This is a genomic window from Pseudomonas sp. Root71 (assembly GCF_001429045.1).
GTDB classification, from domain to species: domain Bacteria; phylum Pseudomonadota; class Gammaproteobacteria; order Pseudomonadales; family Pseudomonadaceae; genus Aquipseudomonas; species Aquipseudomonas monachiensis.
The window spans coordinates 289,506-309,497 of record NZ_LMHY01000030.1 but is presented as its reverse complement, the minus strand read 5'-3'; the positions used below and the strand labels follow the sequence as shown (position 1 = coordinate 309,497).

At 55.6% G+C, this 19,992-nt stretch carries 16 protein-coding genes, 4 tRNA genes and 1 rRNA gene; all 21 read left to right on the top strand.

The window, feature by feature from the left end:
- Positions 1-81, top strand: a 5S ribosomal RNA gene (gene rrf / locus ASD95_RS30465); the annotation flags it as partial.
- 135 nt (positions 82-216) lie between these two features.
- Positions 217-1,176 carry a bifunctional biotin--[acetyl-CoA-carboxylase] ligase/biotin operon repressor BirA gene (gene birA / locus ASD95_RS28155; protein ID WP_056728984.1) on the top strand — a complete coding sequence of 320 codons (960 nt, stop codon included), beginning with the start codon at positions 217-219 and terminating at the stop codon, positions 1,174-1,176.
- Positions 1,166-1,915, top strand: coding sequence for a pantothenate kinase (locus ASD95_RS28150; protein ID WP_056728982.1), 750 nt, complete (start codon positions 1,166-1,168; stop codon positions 1,913-1,915). Before birA ends, ASD95_RS28150 begins: the two co-directional genes overlap by 11 nt.
- 7 nt (positions 1,916-1,922) lie before the next feature.
- A complete protein-coding gene (locus ASD95_RS28145) occupies positions 1,923-2,363 on the top strand; it encodes a hypothetical protein (RefSeq protein WP_056728980.1) in 441 nt (146 codons plus the stop codon).
- 143 nt (positions 2,364-2,506) lie between these two features.
- A tRNA-Tyr gene (locus ASD95_RS28140) sits at positions 2,507-2,591 on the top strand.
- Positions 2,592-2,615: 24 nt separating this feature from the next.
- Positions 2,616-2,689: transfer RNA gene (locus ASD95_RS28135), tRNA-Gly, on the top strand.
- A gap of 26 nt (positions 2,690-2,715) precedes the next feature.
- Positions 2,716-2,791 (top strand) — tRNA-Thr (locus tag ASD95_RS28130).
- A gap of 174 nt (positions 2,792-2,965) precedes the next feature.
- Positions 2,966-3,041 (top strand) — tRNA-Trp (locus ASD95_RS28125).
- A gap of 45 nt (positions 3,042-3,086) precedes the next feature.
- The gene (gene secE, locus ASD95_RS28120) at positions 3,087-3,455 is read left to right on the top strand and encodes a preprotein translocase subunit SecE (protein ID WP_007984402.1); all 369 of its coding nucleotides are present in this window, start codon (positions 3,087-3,089) and stop codon (positions 3,453-3,455) included.
- A gap of 9 nt (positions 3,456-3,464) precedes the next feature.
- Positions 3,465-3,998, top strand: a complete 534-nt coding sequence (nusG, locus tag ASD95_RS28115; RefSeq protein ID WP_007984405.1) for a transcription termination/antitermination protein NusG — start codon at positions 3,465-3,467, stop codon at positions 3,996-3,998.
- A 117-nt stretch (positions 3,999-4,115) separates the two neighbouring features.
- On the top strand, positions 4,116-4,547 hold the full coding sequence (gene rplK, locus ASD95_RS28110; RefSeq protein WP_007933726.1) for a 50S ribosomal protein L11: 432 nt from the start codon (positions 4,116-4,118) through the stop codon (positions 4,545-4,547).
- On the top strand, positions 4,547-5,242 hold the full coding sequence (gene rplA / locus ASD95_RS28105; protein ID WP_003186095.1) for a 50S ribosomal protein L1: 696 nt from the start codon (positions 4,547-4,549) through the stop codon (positions 5,240-5,242). The genes rplK and rplA overlap by 1 nt, the downstream gene beginning before the upstream one ends.
- Before the next feature lie 198 nt (positions 5,243-5,440).
- On the top strand, positions 5,441-5,941 hold the full coding sequence (gene rplJ, locus ASD95_RS28100) for a 50S ribosomal protein L10 (RefSeq protein WP_007970413.1): 501 nt from the start codon (positions 5,441-5,443) through the stop codon (positions 5,939-5,941).
- A gap of 75 nt (positions 5,942-6,016) precedes the next feature.
- On the top strand, positions 6,017-6,382 hold the full coding sequence (gene rplL / locus ASD95_RS28095; RefSeq protein ID WP_007970414.1) for a 50S ribosomal protein L7/L12: 366 nt from the start codon (positions 6,017-6,019) through the stop codon (positions 6,380-6,382).
- A 220-nt stretch (positions 6,383-6,602) separates the two neighbouring features.
- Positions 6,603-10,676 carry a DNA-directed RNA polymerase subunit beta gene (rpoB, locus tag ASD95_RS28090; RefSeq protein ID WP_053162836.1) on the top strand — a complete coding sequence of 1,358 codons (4,074 nt, stop codon included), beginning with the start codon at positions 6,603-6,605 and terminating at the stop codon, positions 10,674-10,676.
- Between the two features lie 64 nt (positions 10,677-10,740).
- A complete protein-coding gene (rpoC, locus tag ASD95_RS28085; protein WP_056728978.1) occupies positions 10,741-14,940 on the top strand; it encodes a DNA-directed RNA polymerase subunit beta' in 4,200 nt (1,399 codons plus the stop codon).
- Between the two features lie 216 nt (positions 14,941-15,156).
- Positions 15,157-15,528 carry a 30S ribosomal protein S12 gene (gene rpsL / locus ASD95_RS28080; RefSeq protein WP_003186084.1) on the top strand — a complete coding sequence of 124 codons (372 nt, stop codon included), beginning with the start codon at positions 15,157-15,159 and terminating at the stop codon, positions 15,526-15,528.
- A 108-nt stretch (positions 15,529-15,636) separates the two neighbouring features.
- A complete protein-coding gene (gene rpsG, locus ASD95_RS28075) occupies positions 15,637-16,110 on the top strand; it encodes a 30S ribosomal protein S7 (RefSeq protein ID WP_007994653.1) in 474 nt (157 codons plus the stop codon).
- Between the two features lie 30 nt (positions 16,111-16,140).
- Positions 16,141-18,246, top strand: a complete 2,106-nt coding sequence (gene fusA / locus ASD95_RS28070; RefSeq protein WP_007994652.1) for an elongation factor G — start codon at positions 16,141-16,143, stop codon at positions 18,244-18,246.
- 30 nt (positions 18,247-18,276) lie between these two features.
- On the top strand, positions 18,277-19,470 hold the full coding sequence (gene tuf, locus ASD95_RS28065) for an elongation factor Tu (RefSeq protein ID WP_008053875.1): 1,194 nt from the start codon (positions 18,277-18,279) through the stop codon (positions 19,468-19,470).
- A gap of 157 nt (positions 19,471-19,627) precedes the next feature.
- On the top strand, positions 19,628-19,939 hold the full coding sequence (gene rpsJ / locus ASD95_RS28060; protein WP_003186070.1) for a 30S ribosomal protein S10: 312 nt from the start codon (positions 19,628-19,630) through the stop codon (positions 19,937-19,939).
- Positions 19,940-19,992: the final 53 nt, after the last annotated feature.

Sequence of the window (19,992 nt, the reverse complement as noted above, 5' to 3'; positions counted from 1 at the left end):
CATCCCGAACTCAGCAGTGAAACGATGCATCGCCGATGGTAGTGTGGGGTTTCCCCATGTGAGAGTAGGTCATCGTCAAGATTAAATTCCGAAACCCCAATTGCGAAAGCAGTTGGGGTTTTGTTTTTGTCCGCAAGAAAGCCACGGCTGCTGGATTTCTATGCAATCGCTCGATGCGTGGCTATCATGCGGGCCTCATTGTGAGTCGAGACCTGCATGCTGACGTTGTTAAAGCTTCTTAAAGATGGCCGATTCCATTCGGGCCAAGCATTGGGTGCCGCCCTGGGCGTCAGTCGTAGTGCTGTGTGGAAGCAGCTTCAGCATTTGGAAGCTGAGCTGGGTCTGTCTATTCATAAGGTTCGTGGGCGCGGCTATCAACTGTCCGCGCCATTGGCGCTGCTCGATCCTGCCGAGATTAGCGCTCAGGCGCACTCCTGCGCCTGGCCCGTCCAGGTTTACGACTCAATCGACTCCACTAATGCCGAAGCACTGCGTGCTATCGAGCGTGGGCAAGCGGCACCCTTTGTGGTGCTTTCGGAGCGGCAGACAGCCGGACGCGGGCGACGTGGTCGCAAGTGGGTCAGTCCATTCGCAGAAAACGTCTATTACAGCCTGGTGCTACGCATTGATGGTGGGATGCGCCAGCTGGAGGGCTTGAGTCTTGTCGTTGGGCTCGCTGTCTTGCAGGCGTTGCGCGAGCTCGGTATTGCATCCGCTGGATTGAAGTGGCCTAACGATGTCCTTGTAGGCCAGAAAAAGATCGCGGGAATACTGCTCGAGTTGGTTGGTGATCCTGCTGATGTGTGCCACGTGGTCCTGGGGGTGGGGATCAATGTGAACATGCAGTCCGCTGATGAGGTGGACCAGCAATGGACATCCCTGCGGCTCGAGTCAGGCAAATTTTTTGACCGCAACCAATTGGTTGCGGTGCTGGGGGAGATGCTGCAGCGATACCTGGCTCGTCACCAGGCGGGTGGTTTTTTGGCCATCCAGTCGGAGTGGGAGCAAAATCACCTATGGCAGGGGCGAAGCGTGTCCTTGATTGCCGGCGTCAATCAAATTGATGGTGAAGTACTTGGTATTGATGGCCAGGGCGCTTTGCGCCTGAAGGTGGATGGTGTGGAGAAAGTCTTCAGTGGTGGTGAGTTGAGCCTGAGGTTGCGTGATGATTCTTGAGCTCGATTGTGGGAATAGTTTCATCAAGTGGCGTGTGCTTGCCGCTAATGCCGGGCAGGTGCTCGGTGAAGGGGTCGTCGATTCCAATCTTGGATTGCTGGAGGGTTTGGGGGCGATCAAAGGGCTTGCCCTCACGTTTTGCCGGTTGGTGAGCGTCAGGACCGCGGAGGAAACCGCTGCGTTGACGTCATTGCTCGGCGATACCTTTGATGTGCCGGTTGTATGCGCAACGCCTGCTCGCGAAATGTCAGGCGTGCGTAATGGGTATGAAGAGTTTGAGCGGTTGGGGCTGGATCGGTGGCTCGCAATGCTCGGAGGCTTTCATCTGGCCTCGGGTGCGTGTCTGGTGCTCGATTTCGGTACGGCCGTGACCGCTGACTTTATCGCGGCGGATGGAGGACACCTGGGTGGTTTCATCTGTCCAGGGATGCCGTTGATGCGCAACCAGTTGCGCACCCACACCCGCAAAATTCGTTATGGGGATCTGGCGGCCGAGCAGGCTCAGGAAAGTCTTGTTCCTGGTCGCGCGACTGTCGAGGCTGTAGAGCGTGGTTGTCTGTTGATGTTGCGCGGCTTCGTGCTGACCCAGCTCGAGTTGGCGCGCAGTTACTGGGGTGAGGACTTTGTCGTGTTCCTCACCGGGGGGGATGCGAGCCTGGTTGCCGAGGTCGTGCCTCAGGCCAGGGTTGTTCCGGACTTGGTGTTTGTCGGATTGGCCATGGCCTGTCCCTTGTCCTGAGGTTTTTATGCGTTGGTTGTTTCTGCTGCTGCTTGTCCTCAATGGCTTCTACTACATCTGGCATCAACAAGAGGCTCCTTTGCGCGCGAAGGATGTCACGCCTTTGAGTCTGTATCGCGGATCTCAACAAGATATTCGCTTGTTGAGCGAAGCAAGTGACGTATCCAAGGATAAGGGAAAAGCTGCCTCGGCAGACAATGGCTGCCTTTATCTGGGCGGCTATGCGCGCCAGGAGGCCGCACAGGCGGTTGAGCGTCGTTTGAGCGGGATGGAGGTCAAGTTTCAGTCCCTGCCGAAAGCTGCGGCTGAAGGAGCGGCGTATTGGGTGCGTATCGCACCGGAAAGCCGGCGTTGGCTGGACGATTTGCAGCTGCAAAACCTTTCTAAAGAATTCAATGAGTTAAAACATAAAATAATGCCGTGCGAGGGGGTTGCACCCACCGAATAGTTTGCATAGAATGGCGCCCGCTCCACAGCGAACACCGGAAACGGTAAGCGGTGTGAAGCGAGGTCAACGCAGCTAAGCTCAGGTTTTTAATGAGAAAAATGCTTGACAGAAGGCTGGCATGATGTAGAATGCCGGCTCGCTTAGGAGGGGTTCCCGAGCGGCCAAAGGGATCAGACTGTAAATCTGACGTCTACGACTTCGAAGGTTCGAATCCTTCCCCCTCCACCATTTTTAGCGAGAGCTGTAAGCCTCGCGGGTATAGTTTAGTGGTAGAACCTCAGCCTTCCAAGCTGATGATGCGGGTTCGATTCCCGCTACCCGCTCCAAGTTTACGGGTTTTGCACAGTGTTACGCTCTTGTAGCTCAGTTGGTAGAGCACACCCTTGGTAAGGGTGAGGTCAGCGGTTCAAATCCGCTCAAGAGCTCCATATAACAAGGCAGATATGAAAATATCTGCCTTTGTTTTAGGTGGTAGTGGTTGCGCCTGATTGTGTTTCTGAGGGTTGCCGGTGTCATGGATATCGGTGTTGCAGCCAGGATTGCCTCGTAAGTGTTGTAAAGTCTTTTTCGGGTCGGCATAATGGTCGGCCTGATTTTGTTTTAGGTCAGTAGCTCAATTGGCAGAGCGACGGTCTCCAAAACCGTAGGTTGGGGGTTCGATTCCCTCCTGACCTGCCAGATTCACTCGGTGTGTCTGGCTTTCTTTTCACAGGATCTTCATAGATGACTCCTAAAGCTGAAGCTCAAGGCTCTCGTTTCGACCTCCTCAAGTGGCTTGTAGTAGTCGCTCTGGTGGTTGTTGGCGTTGTTGGCAATCAGTACTTTTCTGCTTCGCCGATCCTGTACCGCGTACTCGCATTGCTTGCTATTGCTGCCGTAGCTGCCTTTGTAGGCCTGCAGACAGTCAAGGGCAAGTCTTTCTTTGTACTGGTTAAGGAAGCGCGCACCGAAATTCGTAAAGTCGTTTGGCCAACTCGCCAAGAAACCACGCAGACCACGTTGATCGTTGTGGCTGTTGTCCTGGTTATGGCGTTGCTGTTGTGGGGGCTTGATTCCCTGCTCGGCTGGCTTGTTTCCTTGATCGTCGGCTAAGGGTGTCCCGTGGCTAAGCGTTGGTATGTTGTGCATGCTTACTCCGGTTACGAGAAGCATGTAATGCGCTCGCTGATCGAGCGCGTAAAGCTGGCTGGTATGGAAGATGGCTTCGGCGAGATTCTGGTTCCCACTGAAGAAGTGGTTGAAATGCGCAATGGCCAGAAGCGCAAAAGCGAACGCAAATTCTTCCCTGGCTATGTGCTGGTGCAAATGGATATGAACGAGGGTACTTGGCACTTGGTCAAGGATACGCCTCGGGTGATGGGTTTCATTGGCGGTACTGCCGATAAGCCTGCGCCAATCACCGATAAAGAAGCAGAAGCGATTCTGCGTCGCGTTGCCGATGGCAGCGACAAGCCGAAGCCGAAGACGTTGTTCGAGCCGGGCGAGTCGGTGCGTGTCAATGACGGTCCGTTCGCAGACTTTACCGGTGTTGTTGAAGAAGTTAACTACGAAAAGAGCCGGATCCAGGTCGCAGTGCTCATTTTCGGTCGCTCTACTCCGGTGGAGCTCGAGTTCAGCCAGGTCGAAAAGGTCTAGTTGAGCAAAAATCCCAACCCCGCAGCCGTAGGCTGTGGGGTTTTGTCGTCACTGGGATAAACGCGCAAGTAACCGGGGAGCCTCTCGAGGCGTTCGAACCCGTAATTGGAGTGCCTCATGGCCAAGAAGATTACCGCTTACATCAAGCTGCAAGTGAAGGCCGCTCAGGCTAACCCAAGCCCACCTGTTGGTCCTGCTCTGGGTCAGCACGGCGTGAACATCATGGAATTCTGCAAGGCTTTCAACGCCCGTACTCAGGGTCTTGAGCCAGGTCTGCCGACTCCAGTGATCATCACTGTCTATAGCGACCGTAGCTTCACTTTCGAAACCAAATCCACCCCTGCTTCGGTTCTGCTGAAGAAGGCGGCCGGTCTGACCAGCGGTTCCGCTCGTCCGAACACCGTTAAGGTTGGCACCGTGACTCGTGCTCAGCTGGAAGAAATCGCGAAAACCAAAAACGCGGATCTGACTGCAGCTGATATGGAAGCAGCCGTGCGTACTATCGCCGGTTCTGCTCGTAGCATGGGCCTTAACGTGGAGGGTGTGTAATGGCTAAGCTGACCAAGCGTCAAAAGGCTATCGCCGGCAAAATCGAAGCAGGCAAGGCCTACAACTTTGTAGACGCCGCTGCCCTGCTGGCTGAGCTGTCGACTGTCAAGTTCAGCGAGTCGTTCGACGTAGCTGTAAACCTGGGTGTTGACCCGCGTAAATCCGACCAGGTCGTTCGTAGCGCTACTGTGCTGCCACACGGCACTGGCAAGACCGTTCGCGTTGCTGTGTTCACCCAGGGTCCAGCTGCTGAAGCCGCTCTGGCTGCTGGCGCTGACCGCGTAGGCATGGACGACCTGGCTGCCGAAATGAAAGGCGGCGACCTGAACTATGACGTAGTGATCGCATCCCCGGATGCAATGCGTGTTGTAGGTCAGTTGGGTCAGATCCTCGGTCCACGTGGCCTGATGCCTAACCCTAAAGTCGGCACCGTAACTCCAGACGTAGCTACCGCGGTTAAGAACGCCAAGGCTGGTCAGGTTCGTTATCGCACCGACAAAAACGGCATCATCCACACTTCCGTTGGCAAGATCGGCTTCGACGCCGTCAAGCTGAAGGAAAACGTTGAAGCCCTGATCGCTGATCTGAAGCGTATCAAGCCAGCTTCCTCGAAAGGCATTTACGTCAAGCGCGTTACCCTGAGCACCACTATGGGCCCAGGTCTGGTCATCGACCAGAGCTCGCTCGACGCGTAAGACACAAATTGGCGCAAGCGATTGCGCCAATTGAAAAATTGGGGTCCCTGCCTGGCGGGGGCTATCCAAGACCGTAGGCGACGCAAGTCTTAAACCACAAGCCTACGCAGATGGTGCTCCCGGTTCCTTACCGAATCAGACACCAAAACGACATCCGGTTTCGACCAGATGAAACGGTAACAAGCAGGAGTTAAACCCGTGGCAATTAAACTCGAAGACAAGAAGGCCATCGTCGCTGAAGTCAACGAGGCTGCCAAAGTCGCTCTGTCCGCTGTCGTGGCTGATGCCCGTGGCGTAACAGTAGGCGCGATGACCGGACTCCGTAAAGAGGCTCGTGAAGCTGGCGTTTACGTACGTGTTGTACGTAACACCCTGCTCAAGCGCGCTGTTGCTGACACTGAATTCAGTGTCCTCAACGACGTGTTCACTGGCCCTACCCTGATTGCGTTCTCCAAGGAACATCCAGGCGCTGCTGCCCGGATCTTCAAGGAATTCGCAAAGGGTCAGGACAAGTTCGAGATCAAGGCAGCTGCGTTCGAGGGCAAGTTCCTCGCAGCTAACCAAATCGACGTACTGGCAACTCTGCCGACCCGTGACGAAGCAATTTCTCAGCTGATGAGCGTGATTCAAGGCGCTACCAGCAAGTTGGCTCGTACTCTGGCGGCAATTCGCGACCAGAAAGAAGCTGCTGCAGCCTAAGGCTCGTCAACTTCTCGCGTTTTTTGTTTTTTTCGATGGTCGCGTAGGCCGTCCCCAATATCAGGAATTAGATTCATGTCTATCTCTCAGAACGATATCCTTGAAGCAGTTGGCAACATGTCCGTAATGGAAGTTGTTGAGCTGATCAAAGCTTTCGAAGAAAAATTCGGTGTTACCGCTGCTGCTGCATCGGCTGGTCCAGCTGTTGCTGCTGCCGTTGCTGAAGAGCAAACCGAATTCAACGTCATGCTGACCGAAGCTGGCGAGAAGAAAGTTAACGTGATCAAGGCTGTACGTGAACTGACCGGTCTGGGCTTGAAAGAAGCCAAGGCTGTAGTTGACGGCGCACCTGCCATGGTTCTGGAAGCTGTTGCCAAAGACGCAGCTGACAAAGCCAAAGCAGCTCTGGAAGAAGCAGGCGCTAAAGTCGAGCTGAAGTAAGCATCGACTTTGCTCCTCCAGCCCGAGCGTTAAGCGACAGGCTGATGGCTGGTGGCTCTTGCCACCGGCCTTTTTCCGTTATTGGCAGCCGACTGGGTCGGTGCCGATAACGTGCTGTAACCACCCGATGCGGTGGCGCAAACCATGGGGTTTGCACGATTTTCTGGCTGCTCCCGTCGGGAGGGGCCAAACAAGCAGGTGACCAAGCTGGGGAACGCTGATGGCTTACTCATATACTGAGAAAAAACGTATCCGCAAGGACTTTAGCAAGTTGCCGGACGTCATGGATGTGCCGTACCTCCTGGCCATCCAGCTGGATTCGTATCGTGAATTCTTGCAAGCGGGAGCGACTAAAGATCAGTTCCGCGACGTGGGCCTGCATGCGGCCTTCAAATCCGTTTTCCCGATCATCAGCTACTCCGGCAATGCTGCGCTGGAGTACGTCGGTTATCGCCTGGGCGAACCGGCATTTGATGTCAAAGAATGCGTATTGCGCGGTGTAACTTACGCCGTACCTTTGCGGGTAAAAGTGCGCCTGATCATTTTCGACAAAGAGTCGTCGAACAAAGCGATCAAGGACATCAAAGAGCAAGAAGTCTACATGGGTGAAATCCCCCTGATGACTGAAAACGGTACCTTCGTAATCAACGGTACCGAGCGTGTAATCGTTTCCCAGCTGCACCGTTCCCCGGGCGTGTTCTTCGACCACGACCGTGGCAAGACGCACAGCTCCGGTAAACTGCTGTACTCCGCGCGCATCATTCCTTACCGCGGTTCGTGGCTGGACTTCGAGTTCGACCCGAAAGACTGCGTATTCGTGCGTATCGACCGTCGTCGCAAGCTGCCTGCATCGGTACTGCTGCGCGCGCTGGGCTATACCACTGAAGAAGTGCTGGACGCGTTCTATACCACCAACGTATTCCATGTGAAGGGCGAGACCCTGAGCCTGGAGCTGGTGCCTCAGCGCCTGCGTGGTGAAATCGCTGTCCTCGATATTCAGGATGACAAGGGCAAGGTTATTGTCGAGCAGGGTCGTCGTATCACCGCTCGCCACATCAACCAGCTGGAAAAAGCCGGGATCAAAGAGCTGGATGTGCCTCTGGACTACGTCCTGGGTCGTACAACCGCCAAGGTCATCGTGCACCCGGCAACCGGCGAAATCCTGGCAGAGTGCAACACCGAGCTGAACACCGAGATCCTGGCCAAAATCGCCAAGGCTCAGGTTGTTCGCATCGAAACTCTGTACACCAACGATATCGACTGCGGTCCGTTCGTCTCCGACACCCTGAAGATTGACTCCACCAGCAACCAACTGGAAGCGCTGGTCGAGATCTATCGCATGATGCGTCCTGGCGAGCCGCCAACCAAAGACGCTGCCGAGACCCTGTTCAACAACCTGTTCTTCAGCCCTGAGCGCTATGACCTGTCTGCGGTCGGCCGGATGAAGTTCAACCGTCGTATCGGTCGTACCGAGATCGAAGGTTCGGGCGTGCTGTGCAAGGAAGATATCGTCGCGGTACTGAAGACCCTGGTCGACATCCGTAACGGTAAAGGCATCGTCGATGACATCGACCACCTGGGTAACCGTCGTGTTCGCTGCGTAGGCGAAATGGCCGAGAACCAGTTCCGCGTTGGCCTGGTACGTGTTGAGCGTGCGGTCAAAGAGCGTCTGTCGATGGCTGAAAGCGAAGGCCTGATGCCGCAAGACCTGATCAACGCCAAGCCAGTGGCTGCGGCGGTGAAAGAGTTCTTCGGTTCCAGCCAGCTGTCCCAGTTCATGGACCAGAACAACCCGCTGTCCGAGATCACCCACAAGCGTCGTGTTTCCGCACTCGGCCCTGGCGGTCTGACTCGTGAGCGCGCCGGCTTCGAAGTTCGTGACGTACACCCGACTCACTACGGTCGTGTATGCCCGATTGAAACGCCGGAAGGTCCGAACATCGGTCTGATCAACTCCCTGGCCGCTTATGCGCGCACCAACCAGTACGGCTTCCTGGAAAGCCCGTACCGCGTGGTGAAAGACGCTCTGGTCACCGACGAGATCGTGTTCCTGTCCGCCATCGAAGAAGCCGATCACGTGATCGCTCAGGCCTCGGCCACGATGAACGACAAGAAAGTCCTGATCGACGAACTGGTAGCTGTTCGTCACTTGAACGAATTCACCGTCAAGGCGCCGGAAGACGTCACCTTGATGGACGTATCGCCGAAGCAGGTAGTTTCGGTTGCTGCGTCGCTGATTCCGTTCCTCGAGCACGACGACGCCAACCGTGCGTTGATGGGTTCGAACATGCAGCGTCAAGCTGTACCAACCCTGCGCGCTGACAAGCCGCTGGTAGGTACCGGCATGGAGCGAAACGTAGCCCGTGACTCCGGCGTTTGCGTCGTGGCTCGTCGTGGCGGCGTGATCGACTCCGTCGACGCCAGCCGTATCGTGGTTCGTGTTGCCGATGACGAAGTTGAAACCGGTGAAGCCGGTGTCGACATCTACAACCTGACCAAGTACACCCGCTCCAACCAGAACACCTGCATCAACCAGCGTCCGCTGGTGCGTAAGGGTGATCGGGTTCAGCGTAGCGACATCATGGCCGACGGCCCGTCCACCGATATGGGTGAACTGGCACTGGGTCAGAACATGCGCATCGCGTTCATGGCATGGAACGGCTTCAACTTCGAAGACTCCATCTGCCTGTCCGAGCGTGTTGTTCAGGAAGACCGCTTCACCACGATCCACATCCAGGAACTGACCTGTGTGGCTCGTGACACCAAGCTTGGCCCAGAGGAAATCACCGCCGACATCCCGAACGTGGGTGAAGCGGCTCTGAACAAGCTGGACGAAGCCGGTATCGTTTACGTAGGTGCCGAAGTTGGCGCAGGCGACATCCTGGTCGGTAAGGTCACTCCGAAAGGCGAGACCCAGCTGACTCCGGAAGAAAAACTGCTGCGTGCGATCTTCGGTGAAAAAGCCAGCGACGTTAAAGACACTTCCCTGCGCGTACCTACCGGTACCAAGGGTACTGTCATCGACGTACAGGTCTTCACTCGCGACGGCGTTGAGCGTGATGCTCGTGCCCTGTCGATCGAGAAGTCCCAGCTGGACGAGATCCGCAAGGACCTCAACGAAGAGTTCCGTATCGTTGAAGGTGCTACTTTCGAACGTCTGCGTTCCGCTCTGGTCGGCCACAAAGCCGAAGGCGGCGCCGGTCTGAAGAAAGGCCAGGACATCACCGACGAAGTTCTCGACGGTCTTGAGCACGGCCAGTGGTTCAAACTGCGCATGGCTGAAGATGCTCTGAACGAGCAGCTCGAGAAGGCTCAGGCCTACATCGTTGATCGTCGCCGTCTGCTGGACGACAAGTTCGAAGACAAGAAGCGCAAACTGCAGCAGGGCGATGACCTGGCTCCAGGCGTGCTGAAAATCGTCAAGGTTTACCTGGCAATCCGTCGTCGCATCCAGCCGGGCGACAAGATGGCCGGTCGTCACGGTAACAAGGGTGTGGTCTCCGTGATCATGCCGGTTGAAGACATGCCGCACGATGCCAATGGCACCCCGGTCGACGTCGTCCTCAACCCGTTGGGCGTACCTTCGCGTATGAACGTCGGTCAGATCCTTGAAACCCACCTGGGCCTCGCGGCCAAAGGTCTGGGCGAGAAGATCAACCGCATGATTGAAGAGCAGCGCAAGGTTGCCGAGCTGCGCAAGTTCCTGCACGAGATCTATAACGAGATCGGCGGTCGTCAGGAAAGCCTCGATGACTTCTCGGACCAGGAAATCCTGGACCTGGCTCAAAACCTGCGTGGCGGCGTTCCAATGGCCACTCCAGTGTTCGACGGCGCCAAGGAAAGCGAAATCAAGGCCATGCTGAAACTGGCGGACCTGCCAGAAAGCGGCCAGATGCAGCTGACCGACGGCCGTACCGGCAACAAGTTCGAGCGCCCGGTTACCGTTGGCTACATGTACATGCTGAAGCTGAACCACTTGGTAGACGACAAGATGCACGCTCGTTCTACCGGTTCGTACAGCCTGGTTACCCAGCAGCCGCTGGGTGGTAAGGCGCAGTTCGGTGGTCAGCGTTTCGGGGAGATGGAGGTCTGGGCACTGGAAGCATACGGTGCCGCTTACACTCTGCAAGAAATGCTCACAGTGAAGTCGGACGATGTGAACGGCCGTACCAAGATGTACAAGAACATCGTGGATGGCGATCACCGTATGGAGCCGGGCATGCCCGAGTCCTTCAACGTGTTGATCAAGGAAATTCGTTCCCTCGGCATCGATATCGATCTGGAAACCGAATAACACGTGACGCGAATCGAGAGCGGGGCAGGATTGCCCGCTCTCTGCTCCGCCAGGAGGAAAGGCCTTGAAAGACCTACTGAATTTGCTGAAAAACCAGGGTCAAGTCGAAGAGTTCGACGCCATCCGTATTGGATTGGCATCGCCTGAGATGATCCGTTCGTGGTCGTTCGGTGAAGTTAAAAAGCCGGAAACCATCAACTACCGTACGTTCAAACCTGAACGTGACGGCCTGTTCTGCGCCAAGATCTTTGGCCCGGTAAAGGATTACGAGTGCCTGTGCGGTAAGTACAAGCGCTTGAAGCACCGTGGTGTGATCTGCGAGAAGTGCGGCGTTGAAGTCGCGCTGGCAAAAGTTCGCCGTGAGCGCATGGCGCACATCGAACTGGCCTCGCCAGTTGCCCACATCTGGTTCCTGAAATCGCTGCCGTCCCGTATCGGCTTGCTGATGGACATGACCCTGCGTGATATCGAGCGCGTTCTCTACTTCGAGAGCTACGTCGTTATCGATCCAGGCATGACCACCCTTGAAAAAGGTCAGCTGCTCAACGACGAGCAGTACTTCGAAGCGCTGGAAGAGTTCGGCGACGATTTCGATGCCCGCATGGGTGCCGAAGCTGTCCGCGAACTGCTGCACGCTATCGACCTGGAACACGAGATTGGCCGCCTGCGTGAAGAAATTCCGCAAACCAACTCCGAAACCAAGATCAAGAAGCTGTCCAAGCGTCTGAAGTTGATGGAAGCCTTCCAGGGTTCCGGCAACCTGCCAGAGTGGATGGTGCTGACCGTTCTGCCGGTTCTGCCGCCAGATCTGCGTCCACTGGTCCCGCTCGATGGCGGTCGCTTCGCGACTTCCGACCTCAACGATCTGTATCGTCGAGTGATCAACCGTAACAACCGTTTGAAGCGCCTGCTGGATCTGTCCGCTCCGGACATCATCGTGCGCAACGAAAAGCGTATGTTGCAGGAAGCCGTCGACGCACTGCTCGACAACGGTCGTCGTGGCCGCGCTATCACAGGTTCCAATAAGCGTCCTCTGAAGTCCCTGGCTGACATGATCAAGGGTAAGCAGGGTCGTTTCCGTCAGAACTTGCTCGGTAAGCGTGTTGACTACTCCGGCCGTTCGGTAATTACCGTAGGTCCGACCTTGCGTTTGCACCAGTGCGGTCTGCCGAAGAAAATGGCTCTCGAGCTGTTCAAGCCGTTCATTTTCGGCAAGCTTGAAATGCGTGGTCTTGCTACCACCATCAAGGCTGCCAAGAAGATGGTCGAGCGCGAGCTGCCAGAGGTTTGGGACGTTCTCGCTGAAGTGATTCGCGAACACCCGGTTCTTCTCAACCGTGCACCGACCCTTCACCGTCTGGGTATCCAGGCGTTTGAACCGGTACTGATCGAAGGTAAGGCTATCCAGCTGCACCCTCTGGTCTGCGCCGCGTACAACGCCGACTTCGACGGCGACCAAATGGCCGTGCACGTACCGCTGACGCTGGAAGCCCAGCTCGAAGCGCGTGCGTTGATGATGTCGACCAACAACATTCTGTCGCCAGCCAACGGTGAGCCAATCATCGTTCCGTCGCAGGACGTTGTATTGGGTCTGTACTACATGACTCGTGAAGCGATCAACGCCAAGGGCGAAGGTCGTGTGTTCGCGGATCTGCAGGAAGTTGACCGTGTGTTCCGTGCCGGCGAAGCCGCACTGCACGCCAAGGTTAAAGTCCGGATCAACGAAACCGTCAACGACCGTGATGGCGGCAGCGTGAGCAACACCCGTATCGTCGACACCACTGTCGGCCGTGCTCTGTTGTTCCAGGTTGTGCCAAAGGGTTTGTCGTACGACGTCGTCAACCTGCCGATGAAGAAGAAGGCAATCTCCAAGCTGATCAACCAGTGCTATCGCGTGGTTGGTTTGAAAGAGACTGTGATCTTCGCTGACCAGTTGATGTACACCGGTTTTGCGTATTCGACCATTTCCGGCGTTTCCATTGGTGTTAACGACTTCGTTATCCCGGATGAAAAAGCCCGCATCATCAATGCTGCCACTGATGAAGTGAAAGAGATCGAAAGCCAGTACGCCTCCGGCCTGGTAACCCAGGGCGAGAAGTACAACAAAGTGATCGACCTTTGGTCGAAAGCGAACGACGAAGTTTCCAAGGCAATGATGGCCAACCTCTCGAAAGAGAAGGTTATCGACCGTCATGGCGTTGAAGTCGATCAAGAGTCTTTCAACTCGATGTACATGATGGCCGACTCGGGTGCGCGGGGTTCCGCAGCGCAGATTCGTCAGCTGGCCGGTATGCGTGGTCTGATGGCCAAGCCGGACGGTTCCATCATTGAAACGCCGATTACTGCGAACTTCCGTGAAGGTTTGAGCGTACTTCAGTACTTCATCTCCACTCACGGTGCTCGTAAGGGTCTTGCGGATACCGCGTTGAAAACGGCTAACTCCGGTTACCTGACTCGTCGTCTGGTAGACGTTGCACAAGATCTGGTTGTAACCGAGATCGATTGCGGCACTGAACACGGTCTGCTGATGACTCCGCACATTGAAGGCGGTGACGTTGTAGAGCCGCTGGGTGAGCGCGTATTGGGTCGTGTTATCGCCCGTGACGTATTCAAGCCAGGTACCGAGGACGTCATCGTTCCTGCCGGCACCCTGGTAGACGAAAAGTGGGTCGAGTTCATCGAACTCAACAGCATCGACGAAGTGATCGTGCGTTCGCCGATCAGCTGCGAAACCCGCTTCGGTATTTGCGCCAAGTGCTACGGCCGCGATCTGGCTCGTGGTCACCAGGTGAACATCGGTGAAGCGGTCGGCGTTATCGCTGCCCAGTCCATCGGTGAGCCGGGTACCCAGCTGACGATGCGTACGTTCCACATCGGTGGTGCGGCAAGCCGGACCTCCGCAGCCGACAGCGTTCAGGTGAAGAATGGCGGTACCGTCCGTCTGCATAACCTGAAGCACGTTGAGCGAGTGGATGGTCACCTGGTTGCTGTGTCCCGTTCCGGTGAGCTGGCCATCGCTGATGACTTCGGTCGTGAGCGTGAGCGTTACAAGCTGCCGTACGGTGCCGTGATTTCGGTTAAAGAGGGTGACAAGGTCGAAGCTGGCGCCATCGTGGCCAAGTGGGATCCGCACACTCACCCGATCGTTACCGAAATGAAAGGTACCGTGACCTACGTGGGCATGGAAGAAGGCATCACGATCAAGCGTCAGACTGACGAATTGACCGGTATGACCAACATTGAAGTACTCGACGCCAAAGATCGTCCAGCTGCCGGTAAGGACATCCGTCCTGCCGTGAAGATGGTCGACGACAACGGCAAGGATCTGTTGCTGCCAGGCACTGACGTTATCGCTCAGTACTTCCTGCCAGCCAACGCCCTGGTCGGTGTAGCGGATGGTGCGAAGATCGCGATCGGTGATGTTATCGCTCGTATCCCGCAAGAGACTTCGAAAACTCGCGACATCACCGGTGGTCTGCCGCGTGTTGCCGACTTGTTCGAAGCCCGTCGTCCGAAAGAAGCGTCGATTCTGGCTGAAGTCAGCGGCACCATCGCGTTCGGTAAAGAGACCAAAGGCAAACGCCGTCTGGTTATCACCCCGAACGACGGTACCGATCCGTACGAAGAGCTGATTCCGAAGTGGCGTCACCTGAACGTGTTCGAAGGCGAACAGGTAAACCGCGGCGAAGTTATCTCCGACGGTCCGAGCGATCCACACGACATCCTGCGTCTGCTGGGTGTGAGTGCGCTGGCCAAGTACATCGTCAACGAGATCCAGGACGTTTACCGTCTGCAAGGCGTGAAGATCAACGACAAGCACATCGAGACCATCCTGCGTCAGATGCTGCGTAAAGTTGAGATCGCTGAATCCGGCGATTCCAGTTTCATCAAGGGCGACCAGATGGAATTGACTCACGTACTGGTAGAGAACGAGCGTCTGAGCGGCGAAGACAAGTTTGTCTCCAAGTTCACTCGCGTTCTGCTGGGTATCACCAAGGCGTCGTTGTCCACCGAATCGTTCATCTCGGCGGCTTCCTTCCAGGAAACCACTCGCGTACTGACCGAAGCGGCGGTAACCGGCAAGCGCGATTACCTGCGCGGCCTGAAAGAAAACGTGGTCGTGGGTCGTCTGATCCCGGCTGGTACCGGCCTGGCTTATCACAGCGAGCGTAAGCGCCGCCGTGATGCAGACAAGCCGTTGCGCGTAAGCGCCAGTGAAGTGGAAGCTGCACTGACCGAAGCGCTGAACTCGAGCGGTAACTGAGTTCTGCGGTAAATGAGTGTGAGGCCCTGGTCACTCCGTTCATCGAATCGAGACAATTTGTCGAGATTGGATGAGCGGGGAGGGCGGGGCCTTGCCTTGACTGGGGACAAGATCCTCTTTAGACTCTTGTACCCCTAAATTTGGCGGGAACTCGTTCCTGCCATTTTGCTTTTCTTGCAAGACAATAGCGTCGCAAGACAACAGTGGAGCTAGTAGATGGCAACTATCAACCAGCTGGTACGTCAGCCGCGTAAGCGTATCGTCGAGAAATCCGACGTGCCTGCGCTGCAGAACTGCCCGCAACGCCGTGGCGTGTGCACCCGTGTGTACACCACCACGCCGAAAAAACCTAACTCGGCACTGCGTAAAGTATGCCGTGTGCGCCTGACCAACGGTTTCGAGGTTTCCTCGTACATCGGCGGTGAAGGCCACAACCTGCAAGAGCACAGCGTGGTACTGATCCGCGGCGGTCGTGTAAAAGACTTGCCAGGTGTTCGTTACCACACCGTTCGCGGTTCGTTGGATACTTCCGGTGTTAAAGGTCGTAACCAGGGTCGTTCGAAGTACGGTACCAAGCGTCCGAAGTAATCGGCCGTTTTGCAGTTTTTCATTTTATTGAGTCGATAAGAGTAAGGTCGGGCACGCATCCATAGGAGCTGTCCCGGGCTAACCTGAAGACCGTTTGAGGGCTTATCAATGCCAAGACGTCGCGTAGCAGCCAAGCGTGAGATTCTGGACGATCCGAAATACGGAAGCCAAATCCTCGCCAAATTCATGAACCACGTAATGGAAAGCGGCAAGAAAGCCGTTGCCGAGCGTATCGTTTATGGTGCCCTGGATACCGTGAAGGCTCGTAAGGCCGGCACCGATCCCCTGGAACTCTTCGAAAAAGCACTCGACGCCATCGCTCCGCTGGTCGAAGTGAAGTCGCGCCGCGTTGGTGGTGCTACTTACCAGGTTCCGGTCGAGGTTCGTCCTTCCCGTCGTAACGCTCTGGCAATGCGCTGGTTGGTAGACTACGCCCGCAAGCGCGGCGAGAAGTCTATGGCTCTGCGTTTGGCTGGCGAACTGTTGGACGCTGCCGAAGGTAAAGGTGCTGCAGTTAAGAAGCGTGAAGACGTTCACCGTATGGCTGAAGCCAACAAGGCTTTCTCGCACTACCGCTTCTAATTTTAGCGTCACTAATTTTGCGAGGGCTTTATGGCTCGTACAACACCGATTAATCGCTACCGTAACATTGGTATCGTTGCACACGTGGATGCTGGTAAAACCACCACCACTGAGCGCGTCCTTTTTTACACTGGCAAAAGTCACAAAATGGGCGAGGTGCATGACGGCGCCGCGACCACAGACTGGATGGTTCAGGAGCAGGAGCGTGGTATTACCATTACTTCTGCTGCCATTACCGCCTTCTGGCAGGGTTCCGCCAAGCAGCACAAAGACCAGTACCGTTTCAACGTCATCGATACCCCGGGCCACGTAGACTTCACTATTGAAGTTGAGCGTTCCCTGCGTGTACTCGACGGCGCGGTCGTTGTGTTCTGCGGTACTTCCGGCGTTGAGCCTCAGTCCGAAACCGTATGGCGTCAAGCCAACAAGTACGGTGTTCCACGTATCGTTTACGTGAACAAGATGGACCGTGCCGGTGCGAACTTCCTGCGCGTGATCGCTCAGATCAAGCAGCGTCTGGGTCACACTCCGGTGCCTATCCAGCTGGCTATCGGTTCCGAAGACAACTTCCAGGGTCAGATCGATCTGATGACCATGGAAGCCGTTTACTGGAACGATGCCGACAAGGGTATGACCCCTCGTCGTGAAGCCATCCCTGCTGAACTGCAGGAACTGGCTGAAGAGTGGCGCAACAACATGGTTGAGGCTGCGGCCGAAGCCAGCGAAGAGCTGATGAACAAGTACCTTGAAGGTGAAGAACTCACCATCGAGGAAATCAAGGGTGCTCTGCGTCAGCGTACTATCGCTGGTGAGATCGTTCTGGCTGTTTGCGGTTCTTCCTTCAAGAACAAGGGTGTTCCCCTGGTTCTCGACGCCGTTATCGACTACCTGCCGGCTCCAACCGACATTCCTGCCATCAAGGGTACTGACCCGGATGACGAGGAAAAGCAGATGGAGCGTCATGCAGACGACAACGAGCCGTTCTCGGCTCTGGCGTTCAAGATCGCTACCGACCCATTCGTGGGTACCTTGACTTTCGTCCGTGTTTACTCGGGCGTGTTGGCCTCCGGCGACGGCGTGATCAACTCGGTCAAAGGCAAGAAAGAGCGCGTGGGTCGTATGGTGCAAATGCACGCAAACGCCCGTGAAGAGATCAAGGAAGTACGCGCTGGTGACATCGCGGCCCTGATCGGCATGAAGGACGTCACCACTGGTGAAACCTTGTGCAACGCTGACAAGCCAATCATCCTGGTTCGCATGGACTTCCCGGAGCCGGTTATTTCGGTTGCCGTTGAGCCTAAGACCAAGGATGACCAGGAAAAAATGGGTATCGCTCTGGGCAAGCTTGCTCAGGAAGACCCGTCTTTCCGCGTCAAGACTGATGAAGAGACTGGTCAAACGATCATCTCTGGCATGGGCGAGTTGCACCTGGACATCCTGGTTGACCGGATGCGCCGTGAGTTCAACGTCGAAGCCAACATCGGTAAGCCTCAGGTTTCGTATCGTGAGCGCATCACGAAGAATTGCGAAATCGAAGGCAAGTTCGTTCGTCAGTCCGGCGGTCGTGGCCAGTTCGGCCATTGCTGGATCCGTTTTGCTCCTGCTGACGAAGGTCAGGAAGGTCTGCAATTCGTGAACGAAGTAGTGGGTGGTGTGGTTCCTAAGGAATACATCCCGGCTATCCAGAAGGGTATCGAAGAGCAGATGAAGAACGGCGTAGTTGCCGGCTATCCGCTGATCGGCCTGAAGGCTACCGTGTTTGATGGTTCTTACCACGACGTCGACTCGAACGAGATGGCGTTTAAGGTGGCTGCTTCCATGGCGACCAAGCAACTGGCCCAGAAGGGCGGTGGTGAGTTGCTGGAGCCGATCATGGCGGTAGAGGTTGTTACGCCTGAAGACTATATGGGTGACGTGATGGGCGACCTTAACCGTCGTCGCGGCATGATTCTGGGTATGGAAGACACGGTCTCCGGTAAGGTGATCCGTGCTGAAGTTCCGTTGGGCGAGATGTTCGGTTATGCGACCGACGTTCGTTCGATGTCCCAGGGTCGCGCAAGCTACTCTATGGAATTCAAAAAATACAATACAGCTCCGTCGCACATCGTCGAAACTGTAACCAAAAAACAAGGCTGATTCAGTCCTTTAGGCAAGGAGTTAATTGTCGTGGCTAAAGAAAAATTTGATCGTTCCCTACCGCACGTCAACGTTGGCACCATCGGTCACGTTGACCACGGTAAAACCACTCTGACCGCAGCTCTGACTCGCGTTTGCTCCGAAGTTTTCGGTTCCGCAATCGTTGATTTCGATAAAATCGACAGCGCTCCAGAAGAAAAAGCTCGTGGTATCACCATCAACACCGCGCACGTCGAGTACAACTCGAAGATCCGTCACTACGCTCACGTTGACTGCCCAGGTCACGCTGACTATGTGAAGAACATGATCACCGGTGCTGCCCAGATGGACGGCGCGATCCTGGTTTGCTCGGCCGCTGATGGTCCGATGCCGCAAACTCGTGAGCACATCCTGCTGTCCCGTCAGGTAGGCGTTCCGTACATCGTGGTTTTCCTGAACAAGGCTGACCTGGTAGACGACGCTGAGCTGCTGGAACTGGTCGAGATGGAAGTTCGCGACCTGCTGTCCACCTACGACTTCCCGGGCGATGACACTCCAATCATCATCGGTTCGGCTCGTATGGCGCTGGAAGGCAAAGACGATAACGAAATGGGCACCACTGCCGTTCGTAAGCTGGTTGAGACTCTGGACAGCTACATCCCAGAACCAGAGCGTGCTATCGACAAGCCATTCCTGATGCCAATCGAAGACGTATTCTCGATCTCGGGTCGTGGTACTGTTGTGACTGGTCGTATCGAGCGCGGTATCGTTCGCGTTCAAGATGCACTGGAAATCGTTGGTCTGCGTGACACCACCACCACCACCTGCACCGGTGTTGAAATGTTCCGCAAGCTGCTCGACGAAGGTCGTGCTGGCGAGAACTGCGGCGTTCTGCTGCGTGGTACCAAGCGTGACGACGTTGAGCGTGGCCAGGTTCTGGTTAAGCCAGGTTCGGTTAAGCCGCACACCAAGTTCACCGCAGAAGTTTACGTTCTGAGCAAGGAAGAAGGCGGTCGTCACACTCCGTTCTTCAAAGGCTACCGTCCACAGTTCTACTTCCGTACTACTGACGTGACTGGTAACTGCCAGCTGCCAGAAGGCGTTGAAATGGTAATGCCAGGTGACAACATCCAGATGGAAGTTACCCTGATCAAGACCATCGCAATGGAAGACGGCCTGCGTTTCGCTATCCGTGAAGGCGGTCGTACCGTCGGCGCTGGCGTCGTAGCCAAAATCATCGAGTAAGCATCTCTTTTGAGATAGCTTCGATGCTTTGAAAAGCCCCCGCTCAGCGGGGGCTTTTTTATTGGGTTGACACCCATCTGGGGCGTCTATAGAATTGCGCCTCCTTTTAACGGGCGTATTGCGCTCGGTGGGAATAGCAGCCGGAGTCTGAAATCCAATGCAAAATCAGCAAATCCGTATCAGGTTGAAGGCTTTCGACCATCGCCTGATCGACCAATCAACCCAGGAAATCGTGGAAACCGCGAAACGTACTGGTGCTCAAGTGCGTGGTCCAATTCCACTGCCTACCCGTAAAGAGCGGTTCACCGTTCTGGTCTCCCCGCACGTCAACAAAGACGCGCGTGACCAGTACGAGATCCGTACTCATAAGCGCGTTCTGGACATCGTCCAGCCAACGGATAAAACCGTTGATGCTCTTATGAAGCTTGATCTTGCGGCCGGTGTGGAAGTGCAGATCAGCCTCGGCTAAGACTCGGTCTTAGTCGTGTAACGCTCTGAAATGGGCGGCCATAGCGGGTGAAA

Bases quoted from the DNA above. Each gene is read 5' to 3' on its own strand.
- birA (WP_056728984.1), top strand. From the start codon at position 217: ATGCTGACGTTGTTAAAGCTTCTTAAAGATGGCCGATTCCATTCGGGC.
- ASD95_RS28150 (WP_056728982.1), top strand. From the start codon at position 1,166: ATGATTCTTGAGCTCGATTGTGGGAATAGTTTCATCAAGTGGCGTGTG.
- ASD95_RS28145 (WP_056728980.1), top strand. From the start codon at position 1,923: ATGCGTTGGTTGTTTCTGCTGCTGCTTGTCCTCAATGGCTTCTACTAC.
- secE (WP_007984402.1), top strand. From the start codon at position 3,087: ATGACTCCTAAAGCTGAAGCTCAAGGCTCTCGTTTCGACCTCCTCAAG.
- rplK (WP_007933726.1), top strand. From the start codon at position 4,116: ATGGCCAAGAAGATTACCGCTTACATCAAGCTGCAAGTGAAGGCCGCT.
- rplA (WP_003186095.1), top strand. From the start codon at position 4,547: ATGGCTAAGCTGACCAAGCGTCAAAAGGCTATCGCCGGCAAAATCGAA.
- rplL (WP_007970414.1), top strand. From the start codon at position 6,017: ATGTCTATCTCTCAGAACGATATCCTTGAAGCAGTTGGCAACATGTCC.
- rpoB (WP_053162836.1), top strand. From the start codon at position 6,603: ATGGCTTACTCATATACTGAGAAAAAACGTATCCGCAAGGACTTTAGC.
- rpsL (WP_003186084.1), top strand. From the start codon at position 15,157: ATGGCAACTATCAACCAGCTGGTACGTCAGCCGCGTAAGCGTATCGTC.
- rpsG (WP_007994653.1), top strand. From the start codon at position 15,637: ATGCCAAGACGTCGCGTAGCAGCCAAGCGTGAGATTCTGGACGATCCG.
- fusA (WP_007994652.1), top strand. From the start codon at position 16,141: ATGGCTCGTACAACACCGATTAATCGCTACCGTAACATTGGTATCGTT.
- rpsJ (WP_003186070.1), top strand. From the start codon at position 19,628: ATGCAAAATCAGCAAATCCGTATCAGGTTGAAGGCTTTCGACCATCGC.